Origin of the sequence: Streptomyces sp. ISL-98 (genome assembly GCF_018614055.1) — a bacterium.
Classification (GTDB): domain Bacteria; phylum Actinomycetota; class Actinomycetes; order Streptomycetales; family Streptomycetaceae; genus Streptomyces; species Streptomyces spiramyceticus.
The window spans coordinates 84987-96666 of record NZ_JAGGPB010000070.1 but is presented as its reverse complement, the minus strand read 5'-3'; the positions used below and the strand labels follow the sequence as shown (position 1 = coordinate 96666).

General features: G+C 67.8%; 11 protein-coding genes. 7 read left to right on the top strand and 4 right to left on the bottom strand.

Features of this window, described 5'->3' with window-relative positions; genetic code table 11:
* Positions 1–983: 983 nt before the first annotated feature.
* Positions 984–1577 (top strand): SAV_6107 family HEPN domain-containing protein, encoded by a 594-nt coding sequence (locus J7I98_RS35585; protein WP_374225208.1) that lies wholly within the window; start codon positions 984–986, stop codon positions 1575–1577.
* An 83-nt stretch (positions 1578–1660) separates the two neighbouring features.
* On the opposite strand, the gene J7I98_RS35580 is transcribed toward J7I98_RS35585, so the two are convergent.
* The 3 genes from J7I98_RS35580 to J7I98_RS35570 all read right to left on the bottom strand — a co-directional run bounded on the left by J7I98_RS35580 (position 1661) and on the right by J7I98_RS35570 (position 4059).
* Positions 1661–1888 (bottom strand): hypothetical protein, encoded by a 228-nt coding sequence (locus J7I98_RS35580; protein ID WP_214929193.1) that lies wholly within the window; start codon positions 1886–1888, stop codon positions 1661–1663.
* A 381-nt stretch (positions 1889–2269) separates the two neighbouring features.
* Positions 2270–3517 (bottom strand): XRE family transcriptional regulator, encoded by a 1248-nt coding sequence (locus J7I98_RS35575; protein WP_214929192.1) that lies wholly within the window; start codon positions 3515–3517, stop codon positions 2270–2272.
* 119 nt (positions 3518–3636) lie between these two features.
* Positions 3637–4059 carry a GntR family transcriptional regulator gene (locus J7I98_RS35570; RefSeq protein WP_214929191.1) on the bottom strand — a complete coding sequence of 141 codons (423 nt, stop codon included), beginning with the start codon at positions 4057–4059 and terminating at the stop codon, positions 3637–3639.
* Between the two features lie 498 nt (positions 4060–4557).
* Between J7I98_RS35570 and J7I98_RS35565 the strand changes: the two genes are divergently transcribed.
* From J7I98_RS35565 to J7I98_RS35550, 4 genes are read left to right on the top strand one after another with little or no spacing between them, the layout of a single operon-like run.
* Positions 4558–4857, top strand: coding sequence for a hypothetical protein (locus J7I98_RS35565; protein ID WP_214929190.1), 300 nt, complete (start codon positions 4558–4560; stop codon positions 4855–4857).
* The gene (locus J7I98_RS35560; RefSeq protein ID WP_214929189.1) at positions 4854–5180 is read left to right on the top strand and encodes a hypothetical protein; all 327 of its coding nucleotides are present in this window, start codon (positions 4854–4856) and stop codon (positions 5178–5180) included. Before J7I98_RS35565 ends, J7I98_RS35560 begins: the two co-directional genes overlap by 4 nt.
* Positions 5180–6865 (top strand): hypothetical protein, encoded by a 1686-nt coding sequence (locus tag J7I98_RS35555; protein WP_214929188.1) that lies wholly within the window; start codon positions 5180–5182, stop codon positions 6863–6865. The genes J7I98_RS35560 and J7I98_RS35555 overlap by 1 nt, the downstream gene beginning before the upstream one ends.
* Positions 6865–7200 carry an RRQRL motif-containing zinc-binding protein gene (locus J7I98_RS35550; RefSeq protein ID WP_214929187.1) on the top strand — a complete coding sequence of 112 codons (336 nt, stop codon included), beginning with the start codon at positions 6865–6867 and terminating at the stop codon, positions 7198–7200. The genes J7I98_RS35555 and J7I98_RS35550 overlap by 1 nt, the downstream gene beginning before the upstream one ends.
* Before the next feature lie 2 nt (positions 7201–7202).
* On the opposite strand, the gene J7I98_RS35545 is transcribed toward J7I98_RS35550, so the two are convergent.
* Complete coding sequence (locus J7I98_RS35545; RefSeq protein WP_214929186.1) at positions 7203–7463, bottom strand: hypothetical protein; 261 nt, start codon at positions 7461–7463, stop codon at positions 7203–7205.
* A 445-nt stretch (positions 7464–7908) separates the two neighbouring features.
* Here J7I98_RS35545 and J7I98_RS35540 point away from each other — a divergent pair, with 445 nt between their 5' ends.
* On the top strand, positions 7909–9246 hold the full coding sequence (locus tag J7I98_RS35540; protein ID WP_214929185.1) for a hypothetical protein: 1338 nt from the start codon (positions 7909–7911) through the stop codon (positions 9244–9246).
* A gap of 113 nt (positions 9247–9359) precedes the next feature.
* Positions 9360–11534, top strand: a complete 2175-nt coding sequence (locus tag J7I98_RS35535; protein WP_214929184.1) for a hypothetical protein — start codon at positions 9360–9362, stop codon at positions 11532–11534.
* Positions 11535–11680 lie beyond the last annotated feature (146 nt).

Sequence of the window (11680 nt, the reverse complement as noted above, 5' to 3'; positions counted from 1 at the left end):
CAGTTACGGGACAGCCCTTAGGAAAGCAGACGCCTCAAGCGTCAACTGTGGTGTTCTCCCGAGCTCCCACCGCGGTACCCCGGTGCCAGTGCCCTGGTGTTGTTGCTGCCTTCCGGGGGCCGCTCAGACGCATTGCGGGAAGGGGAGGAAGCTCCCGTGTGGCTGGGCTGTGCTGCGGCGGATGGGCTGGCAGTGGATCGGCTCGCTGCCCGAACCGTGGGCGGGCAGCGAGCGAAGCGAGCTACTTGATGAAGTAGAGAAAGTTCTACCGCGCTCGCACAGTGATGGCTTTCAAGACCGTCGCTCTGACCACGTCCACAATGCGTGTGACCTGCCAGAACGCCGTCCTAGTCGCGCTCGACTGGCCTCCTGGCCCACAGATGGCCCAGCCGCGCATGGGCCACGACGCCAGTCATCTGTGGGAGCGCCGGCGCCCATCCGGCAGATTGACAGCGGGCTCCATCTATCACGTCTGACCTGTGATTTCCCTTCTAGATCCCGCAGTTGGGGAACGCCTGGGGGAACCAGGCTTGTGACTGTTCTGAGGGTGCTTCAGCTAGCGCACCCTCGGACCGTCGCTGACGCCAGCAACACGCCGGACTCGGTGGCTGTACGGCCGTGTCTAAATCAAGGACAACGCGGCGTTCACTCTCACGGCGCCCCCTCCCTTTGGTAGCTTGCACTGCAAGTAATTGGGGGTGGGGAGCATGGCATGGTTCGTGGCACCTCTGGTTCTGCTTACCGTTCTGGCTGCCTACGGAGCTTGGAAGCTGATCCAGGAGACTCCGCTTTTGCGGAAGCCAGCCAAGGCGCCGCTGACGCATCCAGATCCTTCGCCTGAAGATCTTCTTGCGGACGCCTACCGCCAAGCGCTCCGGTCCGTAGGTGACAACGAGTGGCTGACAACTGATCGCGCCGCCGACGCCTCGCTCACAGCGCTGCAGGCGAGATGGCGAGAGGTCAGTCGTAAGCGGCCCATCCAGCTGCATCTTGCGCCGCGAGCGCGGCCCATTCGACGCACCCCAACAGTTGGTGCCATGCCCCCCGCCGCTCTGGACCTTATCGCTCAAGCACGCGTCGGGCTCAGGGAGGCTGTAGCCCTGGGTACTCCAAATGAGCGGTACGCCACTGCTCACCTCGCCGCACTACGCACAGCAGCTGCGGTGCTTGCCGCGCGAGGGCGTCCTGAGGAACCTGAAGGTCGACAGGCTCGAATTCGTTCCGCGTGGGAGATCTTGCCCGAGGTCGCCCCTGAACTAGCCGAATGGAGTGCTCTATTCGCGGCTAGTGCTCGGACGCGAGCGCGCGCGGAGGCAGGTGTACCCGGTGCCGCAAGCGAGCGGGAAGCTGACGATCTCGTCCGCGACGCCACCATGTTTGTGCGCCTGGTGGAACGGATACTGCCGCAACTCCCGGCTCCGGACTTGTTCGAACTGACGGAAAACCAGGACACTGGCGCTGCGGTCCGTCAGCTTTCTCACGGATTCGATGAACTATTTAAAGCCCTCGGCCCTCCACCGCCAGGACTCAGGCAACTACAACCAGTACCTGACGGCGGAGGAGGGACGGAGCGATGACGCGTGAGGCAGCAGACGTCCCACGACACCAGCACACTGGCCTGGAGATCGCGATGCAATGGGCGGATCTCCCCGCCGAGCATCTACAGGTCGCCCTTAAGGCCCTTGAGCCGCAGCTGCGGCGCGAACACGAACTTCGGATGGCCGAGCAGTCGGCAATTCGCCAAATGGAGCTTGAAACTCTTCGAGCGCAGACCCGAGACGCCGCAGCACGTCGATCCCACACTCTGCTGATCGTCGGTCTTGTTGCGGGCTTCTTGTTGAGCGCTGGCATGCTCGCCGGAGCGGTGGTTGTTGGCATGGAAGGACACGTGGGCTTGGCATCTATGTTGTCGGGGCCGAGCGTGCTCGCCCTGGCTTCACTGTTTGTGCTGCGCCGATCAGACAACGCCCAGACGCGGGCGGTGGCCCGCGCCCAAGCCGCGACGGCCCAGGCAGCGGCTCCTCCCCCGTAGCCGTAGCCCTGTTCATACCAAGTGACTCGTAAAGCCAGCCGAGCGCAGCCGTTCATAATCTCAGGGGTAGGGCTCTGACCAGCCAAGAGCCGGTCAAGCGGTGCGCGACGCTTAGACCGGTCTTGATACGAAAGAAGCCCCAGGCTGCCTCTGGGTCCGGGGGCAGCGTCGTGCCCGGTTCCACTCCCGGGCCGCCTTCGCACCCCGACAAACGTTCGTGCAGGGGCTATTGCGCGATCACTGTCGCAGGAATCCAGGCTTCTCTTGGCCAAGTGCTTGCAGCCGTGCGAGGTAGTCCTGTGCCGCCGGTTCGGAGCTGTACCGGCGCTTCATCTCGGCAGCAAGTTCCCGGCTGGTCATGATTAGCGACGGCACAGACTGACGGTCCCCTTCGAGGGCTCGTTCTCCCATTGTGAGTGCCTGCTCCAAGTCGCCCTCACGCGCTGCCGTGACTCCGAGCGTGACCCGCGCTTCCGCGTTGCGCATCGGTGAGCGCTCGGTGCCGTCGAAGTCCGTTCCTGCCCTCAGCACCTCTTCGGCGAGCGTGTGCGCGAGCCTGTCCTCACCGACCAGGCGGTAGCAGTCCATCGCGTAGAAATCGAACTTGGAGGGGTCCACTACGAAGTGGTTGTCAAGGTTCTCAGGGTGCGGCATCCCTTCGAGCATCCGCCGTCCCTTGTCGAGGGCCACCTCAACCTGTCGGCGGTCCCCGAGCCGCGCCCACGCCTTGGCTTCCTGTGCGGCAAGCTGCACTGCCACACCGTGGTGCTGCGCCATGTCCGCTCCGGCCTGCGCCGCCGCGATGACGCCGCGGTAGTCGCCAGTCGTGAGCGCGAACCATGCCCGCATCTCGTGCGCCCACCCGGCCACCTCTGCGTGCTCGGCCTCGGTCGCGAGAGAGAGGGCGGCGCGGCGTGTCGACTCGGCGGCGTGACGGTCGCCCGTGTCGTACTCGACACAGCCGACCAGTAGAGCGAGCCAGCCGGACAGGGCGAGTACTTCGCGGTGCTGTGCGAGCGTGAGGCTCTTCGTGTGGAGTTCGACGACGCGGCGCAGCCACTGCCGTCCCTCGATGAGAAGCTGTTCGCTCGGCATGAACGGGTACTCCGAGGAGAGCCGGTCCGTCGTGATCCGCAGAGCATCAAGCGTGGCGTTGTCGACATCGGACCGGTTGAGACGGCTCACGATCTCCAGCGTCTCCATGCCGCTCGCTGCCAAGATCTCCTTGTTTCCGTCTCGGCGCGAGGGAGCAGGGAAGAGCGCGTGTGTCACGGTGCCGAAGACGGCCGCAATGATCGGTTGGTAGAAGTCGTTCGGTGTCTGGCCCGACTCCCAGCGCTTCCACTGGCGAATCATGCTGTCTTCCGCGGGCAGCTCCGTGGGAGCGTGCGCCCGCAATGCCCTTACGGCGTCACGTTGCGACCAGTCGCGCGCCATCCGTTCAGCCGCGATGCGCCGCGCCCACGCGGGCCTGTCGTCGGTCATGCGCCCTCCTCCGAGTGCTTGCTCCGAGTCTCGCGCGCGAGCCCGGGGGACAGGGAAGGTGACAGGGGGGTGTCACCAGACATGTCCCCTGCTCCGTTGTGCCGTCCCCTGGCTGTCACTTACTTCTCAACTCCCCTTCCTTGCATGCTGGTTGCAGATCGCGCATCACCCGGCACGGAACGGCTTTCGAGCGCTTCGAGCCTGCCGCGAAGTTCCGAGACTTGGGAGGTGAGATGTTCGAGCTGGCGCAGGACTTCGGGAAGGTCGACTCCCGCGTCGGCTTCGCTGTCTTCGGTGGTCTGCTGCGGATCGCGGGCGTAGCTGCCGCGCGACGTGGTCAGGATGAGCCCATCTTCACGGAGGATCGCAAGGGCTCGCTGGACCGTCATTCCTGAGATCTTGAACCGCGTGGTCAGGTCTCGCACGGAGCCCACGTGGCCCCCAGGCTTGATGTCACCCCGCAGGATCTCTTGCCGCAGGATGTCGGCCGCCTGCTCGGACTCCGACCTGGGGTCATCTTTAGAGATTTCAGCGCTCGTCACGCCATCGAGCGTACCCACCACTAGTACGACCTAGCACGAATCTGCGGCGCCTCCTTGCGCCGGAGCTCGTACTAGTACATGCTGTTACGCATCAGCACGGTAGGTGCCCGAAAGGGCTTCACCGGCTGTGCCTGCAAGTGCTTGACCTGCAAGAGAAGGCCCCGCGAGGGGTCAGGAGCCCCGCATCGGACGGGGGGAGGCGACCCGGCGCCTTGTCATTAGCCGGAGGGCTTAGACCGAAAGGTCATGTCTCCATACGCCTACTTCGAGGCCGGACAGCTCTACCTGAGACGGGAGCGCGGTCGCGATGAAGGAGACATGCACTACCTCAGCTTCCGCCGCGCTGCTGCGCGGCGGCCGGTTGCCTGTCCTGCCCGTCTCGTACGGGCGGGGCTGAGGGGAGCCGGATTCCCCTGGTCTCCAACGGCGCGCGGCCCCGGTGTTCGAGCACCGGGGCCGCTGTTTTGGGCCGTCCCACTGTGAAGGAGTACACGACCCATGAAGTACATCGTTGCTGGTCATGTGGCTGTTACGGCTACAGAGTTTGTTGAACTTGCGCTCGGTACCCCGTTGGAGTTGTGGCTGGGTGTTGAGGGTGAGAGTGAGATGGAGCGGGTCGCTCGTGAGGATGCTGCCCGCGACATCCTTGCCGCGTATCCGGAGCTGGTGGACACCGTGAGCCGCGTGGCTGCGGAGGCCATCGAGTCGTTCGCTCCGGACCTGTTCCAGGTCTCTGTGCTGCCCCGGCCTGCCCGTCGCCGCCGGCAGGCCGCTTCGGGGAAGCAGGTCGCAGCATGAACGCGGCGGCCACGGTGAACGACCTCGCTGTCCCGGTTCGCGGTCTGCTCGCGGTGTGTGCTGAGTTTGGGGACCTGCCGGCCTTCTACGTCGGCATTTCCTCGCTCTACCCGAAGCGGTTGGATCTGTCGTTGCACGACGGGCTCGGATCGTTCGAGCTGTGGCGGGCAGCGTTGGACATCGAGGCGCACGATGTGCGGTTCGCCGTGCAGAGCGCCGGCACGACCTGGGTGCTGGAGGGGTCCACGACGTATGCGGGGGCTGAGCTGCGGCTGATCGCCTACGGCGACGCCCCGCAGCCGCTGCCGGTCGGGGAGGGCTGATGAGCACCCTCCTCAACATCGCGTCCGGCCCGTGGGCCTGGCAGGCAGGGGCCGTTGCCGTACTGGCGGTGACGGCTCTTGTGGTAGTGGTGGCGCGGTTGCGGAAGTCGCAGTGGCTGTCCGGGATCGGCCCGCAGGCGTTCGTCGCTCTAGGTGGCGTTGCGGTCAGCGTGCACGGCCTGTGGGGCTTCGCCACCGATACCTCACACCTGCCGTCGCCGCTGGCCATCGCGTTTATCGCGGTGTTCGACGCGGCGGAGATGACGCTGCTGGTGATGATGTACCGCACCGCCAACCCCAAGGACGGGTGGACGCGGGAGCTGCGGTTGATGCACCGCACGGCGTGGCTGCTGGTCGGCTTCTCCGCGGCGATGAACGCCGTTCACGCGCCGAACTGGTGGGCCCGTCCGGTGCTTGCGTCGGTGCCGGCGCTGGCGGCGTGGCTGATCGAACTCCAGCTACGGTCCAAGCTGCACCACACCCGCCCCCACGATGGCGACGAGACTGGCCGGCCGGGGCCCGCGCGGCTGCTGGTGCTGCTGTGGCAGCACCTGTGGGCTGCGGTCTTCGCCCGGTTCGGGCTGGACGCCCGCACTTCTTCCTCGGCGATTGCCCGTGCTGCGCTGGTGCAGCGGGCAGCACGGCGCGTCTACCGGCTGCGTCTGATCCTTGAGTCCGGCAGGCCGCAGCGGGCCCGCAGGATCAACCGTCGGCGGCGCAAGGCGCAAACAGCCCTGGATCGTGCGGACGTGGCGACCGACTCCGGGCAGGCTCTCGCCCTTGTGCGCCGACTGGCCGCGCTGAACCGCGCGGACGATGTGGCATTGCTCGACTACGCCAACCCGCCGGCCGTGCTGGCCATGATCGAGGAACTCGCCGTGGTGCCGGCTGCCGAGCGCATCGAGTCGTCCGCACTCGCTGCTGAGGCGCAGGACGCGCGGCAGCGCGCGGAAGCCGCGCGGCAGGAAGCCGAGGACGCGCGGCAGCGCGCACAAGAGGCCACGGCCACCGCGCGGCAGGAACTGGAGGCCGCGCGCCGACAGCACGCCGAACTCCGCGAAGCCGAGGAGGGAGCGAGCCAGCAGACGGTAGCTGCGCGGCAGCGCGCGGAAGCCGCGCGGCAGGAGGAACAGGACGCGCGGCAGCGCGCGGAAAACATCATCACTGCTGCACGCAACGAAGCGGCACGGCTCCAGCAGCAGGCCGGCCTGGACCTTCAGCGACTGCGGGCAACGGCCGAACAGCAGCAGCAGGCGCTACGCGACATGAACGCCTTGCATCGGCAGGCCGAGGAGCAGCACGCTGCGGGACAGGCGGCGTTGCAGCAGGTCAGGCAGCAGGTGCAGGAAGCCACTCTGCTCCGTGACCGGCTGCACGGTGACCTCGCCGGCATGCAGCCGCAGGCCCCCGAAGCGGCTGTGAACGGGGACGGGCCGGTATGGAAGTCCGAAGCCAAGCAGGACGGCTGGACCCTCTACCTCCACACCCTCGACAGCACAGGCGGGCAGACAGAGCCGAGCGCCGCTGACCTTGCCACCCGGTACGGCATCGACCCCGGTAACGCGCGGAACTGGGTACGGGACTTCCGTGCCGCGCGCGCCGCGCAGCTTGCCGCGCACCCGCACGGTTCAGCCGCGCGGACACCCGCAGCAGTCAACGGCAGTGACCGCGCCGGGGCGCTGTGATGGCCGCCATCCCCGTCTACCGGTGGCACCTCGCCCCGCCTGGCTACGCGACCTTCCGGCAGCTTCGAGCGATGGGGTTGCGGCCGGGTGGGCAGGGCGTCGCCGCGGAACTCGAGCGCCTGCGGAGGCGCCGGGGGCCGTTGGTCGCCTATCTCTACCGCGTTGACCAGGCGAAGCCGGTCCGGCCGATGACACCGGCTAAGTGGGCGGCTCTCGCCAAGGCGAACGCCGCGCAGCAGGTCTGCCCGAACTGCCGCCGGGATGCCGGGTATCGCATACCGGCCTCGCTCGGCATGTGCGTGACCTGCGCAGACGCACCCGAACTCGCCGCCTGAGATCAAGGAGTCAGACCAGTGTCCGACACCAAAACTCCGCAGGCATCACCGGACACCGAGGCCGCGACCGTGACCTCGGTGGTCGATGGCCCGGACGGGCAGAGCCTGCCGATCGAGATCACCCTCAACCAGAAGACGGACGGCGCTGACACCGCCTCCACCACGAAGGGGCCGCGCAGCTCGCTGCGGGCGTGGCCGCTTGCTTTGTTCGGCACGGAGGCCGCTTCGACTGGGGCGTCCGCGCTGTATGCGTCGGCGGGCACGGCCGGGATGCTGACCGCGGCCGGTGTCGTTGCCGGCGGCGGCGTACTCGCGGTCGCCACCGCAGCCCGCCGCGCCCGCAAGTCCAACACAGCACGAACCGGTGGACGGGGCCTGCACGGTTCCGGGCATCGTTCGACGCTCGGCAGCACCGGTGCGGGCCGGTCCGGTGGCCGCGGCTTGGGTCTGGGGCGAACAGGCGGGGGCGGCAGGGCCGGTGGCCGTGGTCGTTCCTCCGGACTCGGTGCAACCAGCTCTGGTGCATCCTCGCCCCGCACCAGCCCTCACCGCTCTCCCTCTCAGGGGGGTGGGAGGTCCCAGTCGAAGACGCCTTTCGCTAAGGGCTCCTCCGCCACAGGCGCAGGTTCCGTCGGTCGGGGTGTGGCTTCGGGGAAGTCCAGGGCTGGGAACGGTGGCCGCGATGCTGCTGGTGGGCGCGGTGGGATATTGCAGCGCCTCAGCCAGCGCCGGGGCACCGGGAAGACGCCCGCCGGGCCCGGAAGTGCTGAAAAGAAGCAGGGCCCGAACAGCACCAGCGCTCTTGAGGGCAAGGGCGGTGGGCGGGCACGTTCGACGCTCGCCGCCTGGACCCGCAAGGCAGCCCGCACCGGGATGCGCGGTGTGGCTGCGGCCCGTGGTCTCGGCCGCAAGGTCGCCGAGTCCCCGACAACGCAGTCGATGCGGGAGCGGATCCGTAGCGCCCGCCGCGAGGCCGTGAAGAAGGGCAAGGCCGGTATGCGCTACCTGCTGCGCAGCGCCGCGGCAAAGGTCGCCGCCGGTGCGGTCGGCGCTCTGGCGTTGGTGCCCGGCCTGCTGCTGCGTGGCCTTGCTGCCACCGCCGGGGGCGTCCTGCGGGGTCTGCGTCTGGCACCTCGCAACGGCGTCAAGTGGGGTGCCTGCTTCACCCGCTGGAGCGTCCTGGCAGCCAAAGCCGTGCACACGCGGCTGATGCGTAGGGCCAAGGACGCCTGGATCAAGGCCACTAGGCCCGATGTCCTGACCGACTTCGACGAGCCCGGCCACACCCGATCCGCCAAGCCGGCCGATGGGTTCGGCGCTGACTATTTCGGAGGAAATCTGGTGTCTGTGTTCCAGCGTGAGACCGAGGCTGTGCGCGACGCGTACGCCACCTACGATCCGCCGATGATGCTCGCGGTCGCCGCCGAGTACTGGGGCCTGCCCGAGGGGCTGTCCTCGGCTGCTGAGGCGGTGCGGCAGCTCGCGGTGAACACGGCTGACAAGTACCCGGCCGACGCGAAGATGGCTGACCTGGTCGCCCAGGTCTATGCCCTGCTTCACCAGGCGTCCCAGAAGGCGCAGGAGATCGGGCCGCTGTTCGCGAAGGTCCACGAGCACGACCTGCGCCGCTACGAGGAGCCGCGGCCGGGTGAGCACATGTGGAACATCCTGGAGCGCCGCCAGGACGGTGGCTTCGACCAGCGTCAGCCGTCCCGGTTCGTCGCGGTCGCCCAGGACGTCGCCCATGTCTATGCCCGCTACGAGCCCGGCCACATGAACCAGGTCGCAGCCGAGTACGAGGGTGTTCCGGCGGGGATCGAGAACGTGGCCGCAGCGATCAACCTGCTCCAGGTCCGTTCCAACGACCGCTACCCCGTCGACAAGGCCATTGTCGACGCGATCGCAGATGTCCACCAGCTCCTCATGGCTGCCGCGTCTGCGGCTCAGGAGCTGATGCCGAACTTCCGGCGCCTGCACGCACCAGACATCTCCCGCCACGAGGCCCCTCGCAACGGCGAGGAAGCCGAAGGCATGTGGGACGTCTGAGCAGCAAAACACCACAGCTACACCCCCTGCGGGTCGCACACCAGCTGGTGTGCGACCCGCGCCCGTCCCGCCCAGTTCTCGCGCTTGCTCTTCCGCCTACGAAGGAGCCGTTGATGGCTGCCAAGTCCGCTGGTTTTGCCCTGGACTGGGGCTGGAACCATTCGCCCGCTACATCTGCCGCCCTGGTCGCGGGCGGCGCCTACACCGTCGCCACCGCCGGAGCCGTCACTGGCCTGCCGGCCTCGCACGCCCTGCTGGTCACCGGGATTGGTGCCGTTGCCCAGGTGGGCGCCGACTTCTACCAGCACCGCCCCACCGGCCACACCGTCGCCCGGTGCGCGGCCTGGCTCACGGCCGGAGGCTGGACCGCCGCCGTGCTGAACCACGACACCGCCCTGACCTGGGGCGCCGCCGGATGGTGGGCCGCCGGGACCGCAGCCGGTATGACCCTGGCCCGCGGCCTGGTCCGCGCCGAGGACACCGCCCGCACCGAACGCACCCAGCGCCGGTTGCAGAAGTGGGCGAACAAGCAGGCCGGCCAATGGCACGAGCGCCTGGAGCGCCTCTTCCGCTTGGAAGGCCACGAAGTCGAAGGCGTCCGGCCGTGGAAGGGCGACGTCGGCTACACCGTCCGCGTCCGGATGCCTTCCAATACCCCGGAACTCCCGGCCAACGCCGTACGCAAGCTCGCCGTCGACCTGCGCCTGCCCAAGGGCGGCGGCGTTCAGATCATGGACGGCGAGGTCTACGGGCAGACCCTCATCCGAGTCACCGCCGTGGATGTCCTGGCCAAGGTCATCGACCTGCCTGATGCCCCGGAGGACACCACTGTCACCAGCATCTACGACGGAATCCCGCTCGGCCTCAAGCCCGACGGGGAAGAGGCCAGGATCGCTGTCGTCGACGAATGCGCCCTCGTCGTCGGGCAGACAGGATCCGGCAAGACGAACACGGTCAACACCGCCAACGCCGGGGCCCTGCGCACCGACAACACGGTGGTCATGCACATCGACGTCACCGGCGCCGGTATCAGCCTTCCCTGGCTGCACGCCTGGGCCGTCGACGGCACCGCGAACGTGCCGCTGATCGACTGGACCGCCGACACCATCGAAGAAGCTCACATCCTCTGCGACACCGTCATCGCCGGAATCGGCGCCCGCAAGTCCGGCCACCAGGACCTGCTCACCGAGGACGACAAGCTCACCGTCACCCACGACCTGCCCGAAGTCCTGGTCGCGGTCGACGAGATCGCCGAGCTGACCCCCGGCCTGCTGCGCAAGCTCGACACCATCGTCAACACCGGCCGCGCCGTCCGCGTTCGCGTGCTGATCTGCGGACTGCGCGCCACCCAGGACGTCATCACCGCCGCAATGAAGAAGCAGTCCCGGGTGCGGGTCGGCATGCGCGTCTCCGACCCCGAGGAACTGTCCCACCTGTTCCCGACCGGTGGCGGGCGCATCAACCCCAAATCAGCGCCGTACAAGGGGTGCGGGTTCTACTCCTCACCCGACGAGGACGACGTCGTCAACGACCCGACGGCGTTCAAGGGCTACCGGATCAAGCCCAAGCAGATCCGGGCCCTGAGCGTCGCCTACGCCGACCGGCGCCCCAAGCTCGAGCCGGTCTTCCTGGACACCGAGCCTGCGCTCTACTACGCCAGCCGCTGGGGCCGGATCCTGCCGCGCATCTACAAGGCGAAGCAGCTCGCCCCCACGACCATCGCCTACACCGACATGGACGTCCTCTATCCGCCGGTCGACGAGTTCACCGGCATCCCGATCACCAGCAGCACCGAAGATGACGAAGACGGCAGCAGGGGGCCCCGGGTCGTATCCGGCACTTCGACTGCCTCGACCGCGGTGGGAGAGCAGGAGCAGCCGGCACGGTTCGGCAGCGACCTGCTATCCGACATGCTCAACGCCGCCCGCACGATTGACGGCGGGCACGACAGGGCCAGCACGGACGATGCGACGGTTATCCAGGCCGACTTCGGCCGCGTTATCCAGCAGGCCGGGGCACCGGAAGATCGGCCCAGCCCCGTCCCGCAGCTCCTGGCCGACGCGCATCAGCACGTCGTCGCCGCCGGCGGACGGATGTGGAGCGGAGACCTCGCAGCAGCCCACGGGCTCGAAGCACGAGCCTTCGGAACGGAGCTGAACCGGCTCCTTCGCGAGGTCGGAGTCGAGCGCCCCGGCGCCGGAACGGTGCGCATCGGAGACGACTCCAAGAGTGGCTACCTCGCCGAAACCCTCGCCGAAGCCATCAAGCGGTACCGCGACACAGAGTGACAGTCGGTACAAGCCTGCCCCACACGCCCGACCGACACAAACACCCACACGGTGATCCACACGCCCCGTGTGCCACACACACCGGCATGTAGGGAACTGAACTGCGCGTGTAGGCCGTGTGACGCACACACCGCGTGCCGGAGAAG